At 69.4% G+C, this 15,364-nt stretch carries 13 protein-coding genes; 2 read left to right on the top strand and 11 right to left on the bottom strand.

What is annotated here, in order from left to right:
- Positions 1-82: 82 nt before the first annotated feature.
- The 5 genes from ACOJUJ_RS22830 to ACOJUJ_RS22810 form a co-directional block, all read right to left on the bottom strand.
- Positions 83-1,231 (bottom strand): hypothetical protein, encoded by a 1,149-nt coding sequence (locus tag ACOJUJ_RS22830; protein WP_420129227.1) that lies wholly within the window; start codon positions 1,229-1,231, stop codon positions 83-85.
- Positions 1,232-1,339: 108 nt separating this feature from the next.
- Positions 1,340-3,517, bottom strand: a complete 2,178-nt coding sequence (locus tag ACOJUJ_RS22825; RefSeq protein ID WP_420129226.1) for a M56 family metallopeptidase — start codon at positions 3,515-3,517, stop codon at positions 1,340-1,342.
- Positions 3,514-3,903 carry a BlaI/MecI/CopY family transcriptional regulator gene (locus tag ACOJUJ_RS22820; RefSeq protein ID WP_420129225.1) on the bottom strand — a complete coding sequence of 130 codons (390 nt, stop codon included), beginning with the start codon at positions 3,901-3,903 and terminating at the stop codon, positions 3,514-3,516. The genes ACOJUJ_RS22825 and ACOJUJ_RS22820 overlap by 4 nt, the downstream gene beginning before the upstream one ends.
- Before the next feature lie 287 nt (positions 3,904-4,190).
- Positions 4,191-5,273: a hypothetical protein gene (locus ACOJUJ_RS22815; protein ID WP_420129224.1), complete on the bottom strand. Its 1,083-nt coding sequence runs from the start codon at positions 5,271-5,273 to the stop codon at positions 4,191-4,193.
- Positions 5,274-5,560: 287 nt separating this feature from the next.
- A complete protein-coding gene (locus tag ACOJUJ_RS22810) occupies positions 5,561-7,255 on the bottom strand; it encodes an acyl-CoA mutase large subunit family protein (protein WP_420129223.1) in 1,695 nt (564 codons plus the stop codon).
- 553 nt (positions 7,256-7,808) lie between these two features.
- Between ACOJUJ_RS22810 and ACOJUJ_RS22805 the strand changes: the two genes are divergently transcribed.
- Both ACOJUJ_RS22805 and ACOJUJ_RS22800 read left to right on the top strand, forming a co-directional pair.
- Positions 7,809-8,438, top strand: a complete 630-nt coding sequence (locus ACOJUJ_RS22805; protein ID WP_420129222.1) for a hypothetical protein — start codon at positions 7,809-7,811, stop codon at positions 8,436-8,438.
- A gap of 73 nt (positions 8,439-8,511) precedes the next feature.
- Complete coding sequence (locus tag ACOJUJ_RS22800) at positions 8,512-11,583, top strand: TonB-dependent receptor (RefSeq protein WP_420129221.1); 3,072 nt, start codon at positions 8,512-8,514, stop codon at positions 11,581-11,583.
- Positions 11,584-12,105: 522 nt separating this feature from the next.
- On the opposite strand, the gene ACOJUJ_RS22795 is transcribed toward ACOJUJ_RS22800, so the two are convergent.
- From ACOJUJ_RS22795 to ACOJUJ_RS22770, 6 genes are all read right to left on the bottom strand, one after another.
- Positions 12,106-12,453 (bottom strand): ArsR/SmtB family transcription factor, encoded by a 348-nt coding sequence (locus ACOJUJ_RS22795; RefSeq protein ID WP_420129220.1) that lies wholly within the window; start codon positions 12,451-12,453, stop codon positions 12,106-12,108.
- Positions 12,450-12,896, bottom strand: a complete 447-nt coding sequence (locus ACOJUJ_RS22790) for an SRPBCC family protein (protein ID WP_420129219.1) — start codon at positions 12,894-12,896, stop codon at positions 12,450-12,452. The genes ACOJUJ_RS22795 and ACOJUJ_RS22790 overlap by 4 nt, the downstream gene beginning before the upstream one ends.
- A 93-nt stretch (positions 12,897-12,989) precedes the next feature.
- Positions 12,990-13,436, bottom strand: a complete 447-nt coding sequence (locus ACOJUJ_RS22785; RefSeq protein WP_420129218.1) for an SRPBCC family protein — start codon at positions 13,434-13,436, stop codon at positions 12,990-12,992.
- 185 nt (positions 13,437-13,621) lie between these two features.
- Entirely contained in the window at positions 13,622-13,774 is a 153-nt protein-coding gene (locus ACOJUJ_RS22780) for a hypothetical protein (RefSeq protein ID WP_420129217.1), read from the bottom strand.
- Positions 13,775-13,871: 97 nt separating this feature from the next.
- Positions 13,872-14,675, bottom strand: coding sequence for a mycofactocin-coupled SDR family oxidoreductase (locus ACOJUJ_RS22775; protein ID WP_420129216.1), 804 nt, complete (start codon positions 14,673-14,675; stop codon positions 13,872-13,874).
- Positions 14,668-15,222, bottom strand: a complete 555-nt coding sequence (locus ACOJUJ_RS22770) for a carboxymuconolactone decarboxylase family protein (protein WP_420129215.1) — start codon at positions 15,220-15,222, stop codon at positions 14,668-14,670. Before ACOJUJ_RS22770 ends, ACOJUJ_RS22775 begins: the two co-directional genes overlap by 8 nt.
- Positions 15,223-15,364 lie beyond the last annotated feature (142 nt).

Below are 15,364 nucleotides of genomic sequence, written 5' to 3'. Positions count from 1 at the left end.
GATCCGACGCCGAGGCAGCGGTCCTCCGGGCGGCCGACGCACTCTTGGGATGCGGCGGCCGCGCGGAAGGTTTGGACGATAGCTACTCGCCGCGGCGGCGGGTGCGCACGTAGTCGGCGCCGATGCCGTGGATCTTCATGTTCACCAGCGTCTCGGGGGTCAGGTCCTTGAAGTCGGCCTCGCGGATCTCGCGGATGAACGCCGGCGTCACGCCGTGAATCCCCATGTCCAGCAGCTGACGCCGGGTCAGGTCGCGGTACCCCAGCGCCTTCAGGTCGCGGACGAACCGCGGCGTCACGCTGTGGATGCGCATCTCCACCATCGCCTCCGGCGTGAGGTCGCGGAACCCCGCCTCGCGCAGCTCGCGGATGTACGCGGGCGTCACGCCATGGATGTGCATGGCCACCAGGTCCCGCGCGGGAAGGTCGCGATATCCCAGCGCCTGCAGCTCGCGGACGCTCTCCGCCGTGACGCCGTGGATCCCCATGGCCAGCAGCTGCTCCCGGTCCAGATCGCGGTAGCCGATGGACTCCAGCTCGCGCACGTACGCCGTGCTGATGCCGTGGATGCGCAGTTCCACCACCCCCCGCACGCTGTTGGTGCCGCCGATCCCCAGCGACCGCATCTCGCGCACGTACTCGGGGGTGACGTTGAAGATGGCCAGCTCCACCAGCTTCTCCAGGTCGATCGGACCCAGGTCCATCCCCATCAGGCCGCGGACATTGGCAATCGACGCGTCGGCCATGGCCAGGGTCATCAGCTCCCGGTCCGTGGCGCGGTCGGCACCCTGCACGCCCAGCGAGCGCAGGGTGCCGGCGAAGGCTCGGTCCGGAGTGAAGCGGAAGTGCCCGGCACCGCGCTGCTCGCGAAACGCCCCCTCCATGTCGAACACACCCGCCTCGCGCTGGATGCGGAAGGCGGCCGGGGTGGAGGTGGTGGCGTTCAGCACCTCGTCCGAGAGCCCCGCCAGGTCGGCGCGGTCGATCCCCCGCCCCCAGTTGGCGTTGTTCTCGTAGCTCAGGTTCAGCTGCAGCCGCCCGTCCGTGCGCGTGGGGGTGAGGGTCCAGGTTCCTTCGATCGCGGCGGCCACGCGCGTGGAGGTGACGCTGGCGGTCAGGTGGATGGCCTCGCTGGCCAGCGCGGCGGCCGGCTCGCGGGCCACCAGCACCACGGCTGCGAGAACGGCCGTGGCGAACGGCGCGGCAAGGGCGGCGATGAGCGGCTTGTGCATGGATTGTCTCCGCAGGGACGGTGCAGAGGGTCGCGCCGGGGGCGCTCCACCTCGGCTCTGGTGGCGTTGGGGTGAAGGTGGCGGCCCGCGCCACCTTCTTGTCCAGCCCTACCGGTTGGTGCTTTCGCGGGTGCGGCTGCGGATGAGCTCGCGGGTCAGGCCGCTGTGGCGCAGGCGCACCAGCTCCTGGACCGACAGCCGGCGGAACCCGGCCGCGTCCAGCTCCCGCACGTACGCCGCGGTCACGCCGGCGCCCTTGAGCTCGATCAGCTGGCGCGTGGTCAACCCGTTCAGCCCCACCTCGGCCAGTTCGCGGATGTAGGCCGGGGTCACGCCCACGCCGCGCAGGCCGGCGAGCGTCTCCGCGTCCAGCCGGTCCAGCCCCGCGCCGCGCATCTGCGCCACGTAGTCGGCGGTAACGTTCAGCGCGCGCATGGACTGCACGTCATCCGCGGACAGGTTGCGGAAGCCCATGCGCTCCAGCTGGCGCACGTACTCCGGCGTAACACCCACGGCGCGGAACGAGGTCAGCGTCTCGGCCGAAAGGCGCGGGTAGCCGGCCTCGCGGATCTGCTGGATGTAGGCGGCGTTCACGCCCACGGCCTTCATCCCCTGCACCGTCTCGGCGGGAATGCTGGTAAAGCCCAGGGCGCGCAGGGCGTCCAGGTACTCGGCGTTCACACCCACGGCCCGCATCCCCGTTGCCGTCTCCGCGTCCAGGTCGGTGTACCCGTAGCGGCGCAGCTCGGCCAGGTAGGCGGGCGTCACGCCCACGGCGCGCAGGCCCGCCAGCGTCTCAGCGTCCAGCCGGCCGAAGCCCGCATCATCCATCTCCTGCGCGTAGCGGGCGGAGACGCCCACGGCACGCATGGAGATCAGCTGGTCGGGGGTGAGGCCCGTGTAGCCCGCCTGGCGCAGCTCGGCGATGTACGCCGCGTCCACGCCCACGGCGCGCATGGCCACCAGCTGCTCCACGGTGGGGATGGTGTCGCGTCGGGCGCGCGCCCGGGCGCCGTCGCGGATGCGGTCCCCGGGCGTGTCCCGGACCCCGTCCATCGCCGCGTCGATGATGCTGTCCTGCGCGTCCAGGCTGACATCGGCCACCCGGTCGATGGCGCGGTCCTCCGCCTCTTCGTTCTCGTCCGCCTTCCTGTCGTGCGCGTCGCCGCCCTGCTCCGGGTCCGCCAGCAGCGCGGCGGCGAGACCCGTGGGCGCGGGGCCGCCGGTCCCGGTAAGGGCGACGGGGCGCATGGCGGCGAGGGGACCGACGATCAGCAGCGCGGCCGCGACGGTCAGCAGCGTGGCGCGCGCGGAGGGGACGGCGCGGGTGCGGGCCCCGTCCAGCACCCAGAGCAGCCGCGACTCCAGCTGCGACGGGCGCGCCATGCTCACCAGCGCGGCGTTGGCCAGCCGCGACCCCTTGTGCGTGCGGGCGAGCTCCAGCAGGTGCCCGGCGTAGTCGCTGGCGCGCGTCCCGGAGCCCAGCACAAGGTCGTCGCAGGCGCGCTCGCGCTCCACGCGCAGCCGCCTGGCCGCGTACCACACGGCCGGATGCCACCAGAAGAGCACGCACGCCACCTGCGCCAGTGCCTGGGTAAGTGTGTCGAAGCGCTTGACGTGCGCCAGCTCGTGGGCCAGCACGGCGTGCCGCCGGTCGGCGGACCACTGGTCGGCGGAGTCGGGAAGGACCACGGAGGGCCAGAGCAAACCGCCGGTGGCGGGCATCACGGCGCCGCGGGCGCGCAGCAGCAGGACGGGGCGGCGCAGCCCCAGCCGGTCGGCCGCGTCGGTGGCCGTGCGCAGCCACTCGGGGTCGCGCACCACCTGCGCGCGCCGGCCCAGCCGCGCCACGCCCCAAAAGCCCAGCGCCAACCAGAGCAGCCCCGCCAGCACCCCCGCCGCGGCGACCGCCACGGCCGTGCGCGGCACCCACGCCCAGCGCGCTTCACTGGGGACCGCGGTGGAGACCGTCGGAGCGTCGGGCGTTTCGGCGGCGAACGGCGTGGCGGCGAAGGCCTCCACCGGCGGGGTGGAGATGGAGGGCGCGGCGGGGGCGTCCGCGGGGAGCATCGCCACGTCCCAGGCGGGGAGCACGGCGGAGAACAGGGGCAGGGCCAGCACGCCGGCCACGCCCACGCACCATACCAGGTGGCGCACGGCCGCGGACGAGCGCCACAGCGCCGCCGCCACCATCGCGGTCACCGCGAGGATGAGCGTGGCCTTGAGCGCCAGCTGCGCCAGAAAGGGGAGCCACTCCGCTCCCGGCACGATCGCCGCCGAGATCATCGTCCCGCCTCCCGTGCCTGCTGGATCATCCGCTCGAACGCGTCCAGCTCCGCCTCCGACGGCGGCTCGTCTACCGAGTCCAGCAGCGCGGCCATGGCGGCGGCGGTGGAGCCGGCAAAGAAAGTACGCACCACGTTCCGCATCGCGCTTTCGCGCACGTCCTCGTGCTTGACGGTGGGATGGTAGACATGGCGGATGCCCTCCTGCGAGTGGCCCAGGTGACCCTTGTCTTCCAGGATCTTGAGCATGGCGCGAACCGCCGAGTAGCTGGGCGGGTCCGGAAGCTCCTTGAGAACTTCGGACGCGGTGGCGCGGCCCAGGCGGTAGACCACTTCCATGATCTGCCGCTCGCGGCGGCCCAGGTCGAGGGGAGGACTGGCTTCCATGGGACTCGGCTCAGGAGGGTTTTCTTACCTGCTAATGCACTAGCAGGTGCTAGTGTACTAGCAGACAGATGACGCGTCAAGAGTCTTGTCGTTGACGATGCGCAGGAAGGCGGCGCGCGCGATCAGCGCCGGTGGTTCGGCCACAAAAGAATGGGTCTCACGCAGAGTCACCAGAGTTACCAGAGTTTTCTCGTGCCGATACCTCGCGCTGTGGTTCGCGAGGCACCACGTAGAACTCTGTTGACTCTGTTAACTCTGTGTGAGGCCTTCTTTTCCGTGGATGCTGCTCAGCGCTTCGGCTTCGGAGCGGACGCGCGGAGGCCGTCCAGCTTCGCCTCGACGGCGGGGGCGATGGGAAGCGCGTCGGCGATGGCGGCCAGATCCTCGGCCTCGCGCCAGTGGCGCTCCAGGTCCACCAGCTCGCCCTCCAGCGCGCGGCGCTCCGCGTCCTCGTGCGCGGCCATCTCCATCGCCAGGCGAATCTCCACCGGCATGTCCCACACGTCGCGGTAGCCCAGCCCCATCCGCCGTGTGTCGTCTTCGGCGCGCGCCAGAAAGCCTTCGGCCGTGCGCGCCCGGTCAATGCGCTTTACCGCCTGCTGCACCAGGCGCTTCCCCGCCCCGCCACCGTTGGCGCGCGCCAGAAATACGGCCAGTGCCCGCAGCCCCTGGGCGCCGCTCACCACGTGATCGCGCAGCTGCCAGTCCGCCGAGAGGTTGCGATCATCCAGAACCGGCTCGATGCCCGTGCGTACGTGCAGCGCCCACGCCGTCCCGCGTGCGCGCTCCGTCGCCGCCTGCAGCCGCACCCGTTTGAACGTGCGCCGGCCCGTGAGCATCAGCTCGCCCGCGTCGTCGCGCAGGCGGCCCTGGGCGGCCAGAGTCTCGAAGTACCCCATCCTGTCGCCCGTCGTCATCTTCCACAGCTCCGCCGCGGCCAGCACCGGCAGCCCCACCAGCAGCGACGGCGCGCCGAACGCCACAAAGCCCCCCACCGCGCCCGCCAGCGCCAATCCGGAGACCACCGCGCGCCTCTGCCGGCCCGCGAACTCGCCGCCGTAGCGCCACGCCGCAAACTCCGGCCGCAGCGGCCGCCCGATGCGCACAAGCTCCGTCTCGTCCGGCAGCCTGGCGAGCCCGATGTTCTCGGTAGAGGTGCGGATGGTGGTCGCGCGAAAGCGGCGTTCGCACTCCTCAACCGCTTCCCAGCGCTCTTCCAGCGGCGTCAGGTTCCAGCGGCTGCACGACGCGCACACCACCCACAGCCGCCCCTTCTCCGCGTCGAACGCCAGCCGGCGACCCACGGGAAAGTGCTCGATGCTCTCGTTACGTCCCAGCCCGGAGCCGCAGAAGATGCAGGTGGAGTACATGGGGGAATGATGGTGATGCAGACGTGCGCGGGATCATCGCCCTCAATCTACAGACGTTTATCGTATCCGTGCACCCGTGAAGACGAACTCGCCGATCTCACGCGGAGAGCGCCGGCGCACGATGCGATTCCGTTCAGATCGATCAGGGAAGTCAGCGGAAACGCCACGAGAAAGCTCCGTTGACTCCGTTGACTCCGTGTGAGGCCTTCTTTTTCCGCGCCCCGAAGCCAAAGAAGGCCCCGCGGATCGCCGCGAGGCCTCCTTCGTTCCATCATCGAGGAACCACCTTACGCCGGCCGGTAGGTGCCCCACTCGGCGCGGAGGGCGTCGCTGATCTCGCCCAGCGTCACCATCGCCTTTACGGCGTCGATGATGTGCGGCATCAGGTTGTCGGTGCCTCGGGCGGCGGCGCGGATGGCCTCAAGCCGGGCGCGCACCTCGGAACCGTCCCGCTCCGCCTTGATGCGGGCGAGGCCGGCACGCTGCGACTGCTCCAGCGCGCTGAAGTCCGGCTGCGCCAGGTCCAGGGGCTCCGCCGCGGCGCTGGCGAACTTGTTGACGCCCACGATGGTCTTGTCCCCGCGCTCCACCGCGATCTGGTGCTCGTACGCCGCGCGGTGAATCTCCTCCTGCATGAAGGCGATGGCTTCGGACGCGCCGCCCATCTCGTCGATGCGCTCCAGGTACTCGCGCGCCTTTTCCTCCAGCGCGGTGGTCAGCGCCTCCACGTAGTAGCTGCCGGCCAGCGGATCTACCGTGTCGCCCACGCCGCTTTCGTACGCCAGCACCTGCTGCGTGCGCAGCGCCAGCGTGGCCGCCTGCGCCGTGGGAAGCGACAGCGCCTCGTCGTAGCCGTTGGTGTGCAGGCTTTGCGTGCCGCCCAGCGCCGCCGCCAGCGCCTGCACCGTCACGCGGACCACGTTGTTCAGCGGCTGCTGCGCCTGCAGCGTCACCCCGCCGGTCTGCGTGTGGAAGCGCAGCTTGGCGCCCTCGTCGCCCGCGCCCCAGCGCTCGCGCATGAGCCGCGCGTACAGGCGGCGCGCCGCGCGAAACTTGGCCGCCTCCTCGAACAGGTCGTTGTGGCTGGCGAAGAAGAAGCTGAGGCGCGGGGCAAACTTGTCGATCGGCAGCCCGGCGGCCAGCGCGCGCTTTACGTACTCCATGGCGTTGGCGAAGGTGAACGCCACCTCCTGCGCCGCCGTCGCCCCCGCCTCGCGGATGTGGTAGCCGCTGATGGAGATGGTGTTCCAGCGCGGCACCTCCGCGTTGCAGAAGGCAAAGATGTCGGTGATCAGCCGCAGCGACGGCTCCACGGGAAAGACGTACGTTCCGCGGGCGATGTATTCCTTGAGGATGTCGTTCTGGATCGTCCCCGACAGCCTGGACCGGGGGATTCCCTGCTCGTCCGCGACGGCCACGTAGAACGCCAGGAGGATGGACGCCGTGGCGTTGATGGTCATGGACGTCGACACCTGGTCCAGCGGAATGCCGCCCAGCAGCGCGCGCATGTCGGCCAGCGAGTCGATGGCCACGCCCACGCGTCCCACCTCGCCCTGCGCCATGGCGTGGTCGCTGTCGTACCCCATCTGCGTGGGCAGGTCGAACGCGGTGGACAGCCCCGTCTGCCCGGCCTGCAGCAGCAGCTTGAAGCGCGTGTTGGTCTCCTCGGCCGTGCCAAAGCCCGCGTACTGGCGCATGGTCCAGAAGCGGCCGCGGTACATGGTGGGCTGAATGCCGCGCGTGAACGGAAACTCGCCGGGCCACCCCAGGTCGGCGTCGTAGTCCAGTGCGGCCACGTCCTGCGGCGCGTACAGCCGGTCGATCTCCACCCCGCTGGTGGATTCAAAGCGCTCGCGCCGCTCGGGGTGCTTTCCCAGCGCGGGCGCCACCAGCCGCTCCGTCCACGACCGCTTGCCGTCGTCGGCCGGCGCGAGGCTGCCGGAGTCTTCGCCCAGGTTGGTGGATGCCGGCGTATCGCTCATGGTACGAAAGTACAAAGGTACGAGGGTACGGAGTCCGTTGATCGCGGCGACAACATAATGCCGAGGGACGCGCACGGCATCCATCCACCTCGCCGCGATCCTCCTCAGCCCGGAGCAGCCGTCACAAACAGTCGGATTGATTCGTTGATCGACCGAAGGATTCCATGCGGAAATCCGGTGTTTTCGCGCGAATCTGGCGGGAACGGATACGTTGCCCGCGGGGTGGCGGGCTGAAGGCCTACTCGGCAGGAGGCGCGGTGAATCTCCTGACGTGATGCGCCTTTCGGGTCTCGCCCCGATGCCTTGCGCAGGTCCAGCTCTCACGTAGCGGCGGCCGGGAAGGCGCGTGGCGGCGGCAGTGGCACGGCCCCAAAGTGGCGCGTTGTGGCGCGAAAAAGCGAAGGCTACTTTTCGCAAAAGCCGGCCTCCGGCCGCCGGCGCCATTTCGTGACTACGGGGCACCCGCATTCGCCCGCCGCTGCGCCCTGCTTTCCGCGCCCGGTCCCCTGCCCGGGCGCGAGTCCTACCCCCTCTCACTCCAACGGCTGCGCCCATGGCGATCTCCCGGCTCCGCGCCACCACCGCCGCGCTCCTGCTCCTGGCCTCGGCCGCCTGCGAAGACCTTACGGTGCCCCAGCTGGGCGGCGCGTACCTGGGACAGGTGGATTCGCCGTTCACCGTGGAAGGCGCGGTGCTCTTCGCGCTTCCGCTCACCGGGCTGCAGTCCATCACCACCCCCAACCGCGTGATGTTCGCGCAGCCGATCGGTGACAGCCTGCGCGTGCTGATCATCAACCGGCCGGACCGCGCCTTTGGCGGTCCGCTCAGCTTCGTGATGCAGATGGACGACGGGGTTCCGCCCCAGGGCGGCGAGGTTCTGGCCGTCTCGGCGCCGGACAACGAGCTCCGCGACTTTACCGGTGGCTTCATCCTCCGCTTCTCACGCGACCGCACGGAAGGCGCCGTGGTCCCGGTGGTTCCCGCGCCGGCGGCCCCGGTGGGGCCGTACACGCTGGAGCAGCTAGTGGGACACTTCTTCGGCGTGCCCGTAAGCGCCGAGGTGGCGGCCTACATGGACAGCTTCGGCAACGCCAGCGGTGCGTACGACATCGGCGACGTGCGCCAGTACCTGGTCGGGTTCCCCGGACAGATCCCAACCGACCGCACCACCTGGACCCGCTGAGCACCGCGGCCGAGCACGAATCCGGACGACGGCGCCCTGGCGCCCGACACCTTCCTCGCACGACGAGCCACTGATGATCCCAGCCGCTTTCCCGCGTAGATCCTCCCGCCGCGCCACGCCGATTCTGCTGGCGCTGTGCGCGGCGCTGCTGGCCCCGGCGCCCGCGCCGGCGCAGGACCTGGGCACCCTGCAGGGCACGATTACGGATGCGCAGGGCACGCCTCTGTCTTCCGCGATCGTGGAGGTGGAGATGGAGATCGGCAACTTCAAGCGCGGCACGACGACCGACGCGGCGGGGCGCTACCGCATCATCGGCCTCGTTCCGGGCCCGTATCGCGTGAACGTGCGCCGCACCGGCTACCGCAACGGCGGCGGCCGGGTGCTGGTGGCGCTGAACGAGGTGCTGACGCAGAACTTTTCGCTGCAGGTGCGGCCGATCGTCATCGACACGCTCACGGTGCAGGCGGACAACCCGGTCACCATCCGCCGCGAGGACACGGAGTTCAGCACCGAGGTGCGCGAGGAGGCGATCGAGCTGCTTCCCATGCGCACCGACCCCAAGGAGGCGGTGGCGCTGACGCCGGGCGCGCGCGCGGAGCAGGTGTGGGGTGGATCCACCGCGCAGGCCAACAACTACCAGATCGACGGCCTGTCCGCCAACCACCCCGGCGTGGGCGGCGACCTGGTGCAGCCCAGCATCAACTGGGTGGAAAGCATCGAGGTGCGCGGGCTGGGCGCGGCGGCGGAGTACGGCAACTTTCAGGGCGGCCTGGTGAACATCAACACCAAGCGCGGCACCAACGACTTTCAGGCCGCCTTCCGCGGGGCTCTGGACGGCGCGCCGCTGACCGCCAGCAACCTGCAGCGCTACGACGTGGCGGCGGAGATGAACTCGCGCTACGACCTGGAGGGCGAGCTGCGGGGGCCCATCTTGCGCGACAAGGTCTTCTACTACGTGGCCGGCCAGTTCATCCGCCGCGACGAGCAGGTGGTGAACCACCTTCGCTATCGCGAAGGTTTCTACGCGCCGAACCTGATCGACTGGACGGAGCAGAAGTTCTTCGGAAAGCTGACCGTAACCCCTACCCGCCGGGACGAGCTGGTGGCCTCGGCCGGCTACCTGACCATGGAGGCGGACCGCTTTGGCTCGCTGGGCTACGAGGACAACGGCGCGTACATGCGGATGACGGCGCCCACGACGTTCTACAACCTGGGATTCACCCACCTGTTCGGCGTCGCGGGGTCGTTCGAGGCGTCGGTTTCGTCCTTTTCTCGCGATGAGCGGCGTGAGTCCATCGCGGGCGAGGGGGTGCCGGCGCTGGTGGTGTACGGCACGGACCAGATACGCCCCTCCTTCAACGCGGCGCCGTTCAACTACCGCCTGGCGCCCTCGGCCCTCTCCGCCACCACCTCACTGGGGTGGGAGATGCAGACGGGGCCGCTGCGCCACACGGTCAAGCTGGGCGGCGAGCACTCCACCGGCACCTGGCGCAGCGACCGCATCCGCAACGGGGGGATGACCTGGCGCCCCGCCGTGAACAACGTGGCCACGCTGGACCCGCAGGACCCCGCCACGTGGGTGCGCGGCAGCTTCAACTTCGTGCCCACGGAATGGGGGGGCGAGGTGCGGCTGGACGCGGACGTGCGCAACAGCGCCGTGTACCTGCAGGACCACATCGACCTGGGGTCGCGCGTGAGCGTGAGCCCGGGCGTCCGCTACGGCTGGTGGACCGGGTGGATCACCCCGGCGGAGGACCTGGGGACGCGCTTTCAGGCCATGAACGACCAGGCGTTCGAGGCGCGGCTGGGGCTCACCATCGACATTACGGGGACCAACGAGCTGGTGCTCAAGGCGCACGCGGGCCGCTACCACCAGAGCATGTTCGCGCAGTTCTACGAGCGCGTGGAAGGGGCTCAGGTCTTCAGCAACCAGGAAACCTGGCAGTACGTGGGCCGCCCCGGCACCGCGGACCAGACCTTTACCGCGGCCGAGCGCGAAGCGCTGGCGGCGGAAGGAAAGTTCACGCTGCAGCAGGTGATCCGGCTGAACCAGACGGGGCCGGTAGATCCCAACTACAAGCAGCCGTACATCGACCAGCTGGTGGTGGGGCTGGAGCGGCAGCTGGGACGCGCCTGGAAGGCGGAGCTGGTGTACGTGGGGCGCCGCAACCAGAACATGGTGGCGCTGGTGGACCGCAACGCCGCCACCAACTACACCCGCTTCGACCAGATCCGCATCCACGAGTACGTTCCCGGCGGCGGCATCAACGCCCCGCCGCAGCCCGTGGTGAAGTACAACGGCCAGCCGCTGGTGCTGCGCAGTCTGTACATCCCCAACTGGATGGTCGTAGACCACCTCCGGCTGCTGGAAGAGGGCGAGATCGTCCCTCGTGTTCCGGGGCTCACTCCGGCCGACATCCCGTCGCTGCGGTGGGATCCCGACTACGTGATCACCAACGTCCCGGAGGCGGACCGCACCTTTCACCAGGTGCAGGCGGTGGTCAAGATGGGCTATCCCAAGTTCGGGGGCACCTTTTCGGCGGTGTGGAGCCGGCTGCGCGGCAACCTGGACAACGTGGCGGGCTACGACGATCCGTCCGGCTTTGGCGCCGGGCCGTTCGTGAACCCCAACCAGTCGGTGAACTTCTACGGCGACCTGCCCAACAGCAGCGTGTGGGACCTCAAGGCGTGGGCGTACGGCGACCTGGGGAGGGGCTTTCGCGCCGGCATCTTCTGGAACGAGCTGGTGGGCGACGTCTACACGCCGCACCTGACGCTCTCCGAGACCGAGTTCACCTACCAGACGCTGGACGGGCGCCCGTTCCCGGGCCGGATGCTGGCTTCCGTCTACGGGCAGCCGCTGTTCGTGGAAACGCGCGGCAAGCAGCAGTACCCCAACCGCGCCACGATCGACCTGCACCTGGAGCGGGCGACGAAGGTGGGAGCCACCGACTGGCTGCTTACCCTGGACGGCTTCAACGTGCTGGGCCGCACCACGCCCACCCGCTACAACACCTCCGTGAACGAGGGGCTGAACTATACGCCCTTCCTGCCCAGCAGCACGGAGCCGGAGAACTTCTACCGCGCCGTCCGCGAGCGGGTGCGCCCGCGCTCCATCCGCATCGGCGCCGCCGTGAAGTTCTAACGCGATCGCGGACCGTCGCGGATCGCTGAGAAGGCAGGCCACACGCAGCATCGGTGTGGCCTGCCTCTTTCGTTTTCCCTGCTATCGCCCTTCGCAAAGACGAATGCCTCACACGGAGTCAACGGAGTTAACGGAGTTTTCTCGTGCCGTTTCCTCCGGGGTTCGCGGTCAGGAAAAGAATGGGCCTCACACAGAGTTAACAGAGTCAACAGAGTTTGTTCGTGCCGTCTCCTCTGGCCGTTGGGGCGAAGCCGGTGGAGCAAGGGCGAGTGATATGAAAGTATCGGAAACGGGAGGGAGATGGAATGCGGCAGGGGGCCATCCGCATTTTTTGAAAAAGCATGTAGATCGGTGGATGATGTCCGTAGCGCGGCAGAAGAGCGTCGATCGCACCACCTGATGCGCGATCTGGAGAACCGTCCGCCCGACCACGGCCGGCGTGAGCGTGACGAATCTCCAGACGCCGGGTCTGATCTTCGACGGACAGATCCGGGAAAAACAGGTCGATTTCGCGCTGCGGGGTCACTCCGCCGCTTCGGCGATGCGCTTGATGGCGGCGAGGCGCGTGTCCCACTCGTGCGCCACGGCGGCCAGCCAGCGCGCGGTGGCATCCAGCCGCTCGGGACGGACACTGAAGCGCACCTCGCGCCCGCTCCGCCGCCCCTGCACCAGCCCCGCGCGGTCCAGCACGTTCAGGTGCTTGATGACGGCCGGCCGGCTGACGGGCATCTCCGCCGCCAGCGTGGTGGCCGTGCCCTCGCCGCGCGCCGCGAGCAGCGCCAGCACCTGCCAGCGCGTGGGATCCGCCAGCGCACCGAAGACGTTCGCCGCCTCCGCGGCCGACGCGGCGGCTTGCACGCTCGGCATCATGCGGGCACGCCCGCCACGTACGCGGCCAGCTCCTCCGTCTTGATCCGCCACCCCTCCACGTTCCCCTCCGCCTGCTTCAGCGCCTCCTCGGCGGGAACGGCCAGCGTGTTGAAGCCGCTCTCCACCACGCGCAGCCGCGTTCCGCCACCCTCGGGCACGAGCGTAAACTCCACGAGCGTGGAATTGTCGGCGCGCACCTCGGTGTGGCCGATGAGCGCGCCGCGCCAGGCGAACACGTGCGGCGGCTCCACCCGCTCCACCACGCCGTACCCCGTGCCGTAGTCGGCCCAGTGGATGATGATCGCGCCGCCGGGGCGAAGGTCGATCTCCGCCCCCGCGTCGCCGAACCAGGTGCCCACGTGCTCCGGCTGCGTGATGACCGCCCACACCCGTTCGATGGGCGCCGCGATCACCACCTCGCGCTCGATCTGCTCCGGTACCATCTGCCTGCCTCCGTTGTGAGAAGATCCGTCCGACGTCATCCATCCGGCCTGGTGCGCGCATCCGCCCGTATCCGAACGGATGCACGCTCTCCCTTATGCGGGGACGGCGGCCGCGTACGCGATCAGCTCGTCCAGCTCCGACTTCCAGCCACGGGTGTTCCCCTCGGCGTGCTTCGCCTGCTCCTCTGCGGAGATCGCCAGCGCGCGGAAGCCGCTTTCCACCACCCGCAGCCGCGTCTGCTCGCCCTCGGACGAGAGCGTGAACTCTACGAGGGTGGAATTGTCGTCCGCCACCGGCTTGCCGGCCCCGCGCGCCCAGCGGTACGCGAACACGCGCGGCGCCTCAACGCGCTCCACCCGCGCGTGGACGGTGCCGTGCTTGGCCCAGGTGATCGTCATCGCGCCGCCGCTCCGCAGGTCGATCTCTGCCCCCGCGTCGCCGAACCAGCTGCCCACGTGCTCGGGGTGCGTGATCACGTCCCACACCCGCTCGATGGGCGCCGCCACCATCACCTCGCGCTCGATCTGCTCCGGTACCATCTGCCTGCCTCCGTGAAAGAAGGATGCTGCCAACGTGTAACCCAATGGTAACTCTTATCCGACCCAGGCGCAACCCTGAGGTTACACGTCAACACAACCGGTCCGCCTCGATCACCGAAACAGAACAGGCCCGGCGCAGTGCCGGGCCTGTTCTTGTTGAAGGGCGATGACCGATGCGGGGCGGATCAGCAGTAGCAGCTGATGCTCTCGATGCACGGACAGTCGCGCGTGCGCGCCGTGGGGGCCTCGGCCGCCATCACCGTCCCCATCTCCTCCTCCACGTCGATGCCGAACGACTCCACCGACAGATCTTCGACGGTCAGCTTGAGCTTCTTCATCCGCGGCTACCTTCTCTCGGGTTTCCCGTGCCGGCCCATCCGGTCCGCACGTATGTGCTTGTAATATAACAGGATACACCGCGTCCGCAAAGGATGGTCACCGCGTCAGCAGCCCGGCGTCCAGCACAAGCTGCGTGCCGGTGACGTAGCGGGCGCGGTCGGAGACCAGGTAGAGCACGGCTTCGGCCACGTCTTCCGGCTCGATCCAGGGGACGGGGAGCAGGTTGCCGGCGCTGGCTTCGGCAATCTGCTCGGGCGTTTTGCCCTCCAGCCACGCCAGCCCGTCGTTCATGGGCGTGTTGACGCCCGTGGGGTGGATGGAGTTCACGCGCACCCCGTGTGGCGCCAGCTCGATCGCCCACGACTTGGTAAGCCCCGTGAGCCCCCACTTGCTGGCCGCGTAATGGCTCAGCCGCCCCATCCCGCGCAGCCCCGCGATGGACGAGTTGTTGACGATGACGCCGGACTTCTGCGCGATCATCACCGGGATCACCCGCCGGGCCACCAGCCACGCGCCCTTGAGGTTGATGTCGACCATCGCGTCCCACGCCTCTTCCGTAAGCTCGTGGGCCAGACCGTATCCGCAGATCCCCGCGTTGTTGAACAGGATGTCGATGCGCCCGAAACGCCCCACGACCGCATCTACCGCGCGGGTGATGGCCTCGTCGTCGCGCACGTCGCCGGCGAAAACCGCACAGGCGCTCCCCAGCGCCTCGATCTCGCCGACGAGCGAATCCAGCTCCGCCGACGTTCCCATCCCGTAGCCGGGATACTCCAGCGCCCGCGCCACGTCGTACGCGGCAATGCTGGCGCCGGCCTTGGCCAGCGCGAGCGCCGTCGCGCGCCCCTGCCCGTGCGCCGCGCCGGTGACAAAGGCGACGCGTCCGGAAAGCTCAGCCATGGACCGCCACCCCTTCCGCCGCCGCGGGCTGCCGGCGGTACGGCTGCAGGTAGTCGTCCAGCGGCACCCCCAGCGCGTTGTTCACCACGTTGGTGGCCACCATCAGCGCCCCGAACGCCACCAGCGCCACCATCTGCTCGTCGTTGAAGTACGCCGCCACGCGATTGTACACCTCGTCCGGCATGCGATGCGGCGTCACCGCCAGCCGCCGCCCGAACGCCACGACGGCGGCCTCGCGCTCGTCCAGCGCCAGCTCATCCGGATTCTCGCCGGAGTCGACGAGGATGCGGCGAAAGAAGGTGGAGCAGATCAGGCAGTCCGTCTCGGAGCTGACCGCGTGGGCGAACAGCGTCGTCAGCCGCTCGCCCAGAAACGGCTGCACGGTGTCGCGAAGCGGGTACCAGGTCATCAGCGCGTCGAACGCCGGCACCGAGCGCAGCAGCGTGCGCTTCATGTTGGTGATGCGCCCCACGGCCACGTGCGCGTCACGCGCGGCGGCGGCCTGGGGCGGCATCTCGGCGTCCTGCAGCGGGGCGATTCGGGGCATGCGCAGAGCTCGTGAAGGTGCGGGGGGATGCACGGATGCGGGTCGTAGCGGAAGATATTCCGGAGCGTCGCCGGTCAGCAATCGCGGTCGGCAACTTCAACTGCAAAGGATACAGAAGAACCAAAAAAGCAGAGGAACAGAG

The sequence above is a fragment of the Longimicrobium sp. genome, assembly GCF_048594345.1.
Taxonomy (GTDB): domain Bacteria; phylum Gemmatimonadota; class Gemmatimonadetes; order Longimicrobiales; family Longimicrobiaceae; genus Longimicrobium.
This window is presented reverse-complemented; position numbering and strand designations above follow the sequence as displayed.

Bases quoted from the DNA above. Each gene is read 5' to 3' on its own strand.
- ACOJUJ_RS22830 (WP_420129227.1), bottom strand. From the start codon at position 1,231: ATGCACAAGCCGCTCATCGCCGCCCTTGCCGCGCCGTTCGCCACGGCC.
- ACOJUJ_RS22825 (WP_420129226.1), bottom strand. From the start codon at position 3,517: ATGATCTCGGCGGCGATCGTGCCGGGAGCGGAGTGGCTCCCCTTTCTG.
- ACOJUJ_RS22820 (WP_420129225.1), bottom strand. From the start codon at position 3,903: ATGGAAGCCAGTCCTCCCCTCGACCTGGGCCGCCGCGAGCGGCAGATC.
- ACOJUJ_RS22815 (WP_420129224.1), bottom strand. From the start codon at position 5,273: ATGTACTCCACCTGCATCTTCTGCGGCTCCGGGCTGGGACGTAACGAG.
- ACOJUJ_RS22810 (WP_420129223.1), bottom strand. From the start codon at position 7,255: ATGAGCGATACGCCGGCATCCACCAACCTGGGCGAAGACTCCGGCAGC.
- ACOJUJ_RS22805 (WP_420129222.1), top strand. From the start codon at position 7,809: ATGGCGATCTCCCGGCTCCGCGCCACCACCGCCGCGCTCCTGCTCCTG.
- ACOJUJ_RS22800 (WP_420129221.1), top strand. From the start codon at position 8,512: ATGATCCCAGCCGCTTTCCCGCGTAGATCCTCCCGCCGCGCCACGCCG.
- ACOJUJ_RS22795 (WP_420129220.1), bottom strand. From the start codon at position 12,453: ATGATGCCGAGCGTGCAAGCCGCCGCGTCGGCCGCGGAGGCGGCGAAC.
- ACOJUJ_RS22790 (WP_420129219.1), bottom strand. From the start codon at position 12,896: ATGGTACCGGAGCAGATCGAGCGCGAGGTGGTGATCGCGGCGCCCATC.
- ACOJUJ_RS22785 (WP_420129218.1), bottom strand. From the start codon at position 13,436: ATGGTACCGGAGCAGATCGAGCGCGAGGTGATGGTGGCGGCGCCCATC.
- ACOJUJ_RS22780 (WP_420129217.1), bottom strand. From the start codon at position 13,774: ATGAAGAAGCTCAAGCTGACCGTCGAAGATCTGTCGGTGGAGTCGTTC.
- ACOJUJ_RS22775 (WP_420129216.1), bottom strand. From the start codon at position 14,675: ATGGCTGAGCTTTCCGGACGCGTCGCCTTTGTCACCGGCGCGGCGCAC.
- ACOJUJ_RS22770 (WP_420129215.1), bottom strand. From the start codon at position 15,222: ATGCCCCGAATCGCCCCGCTGCAGGACGCCGAGATGCCGCCCCAGGCC.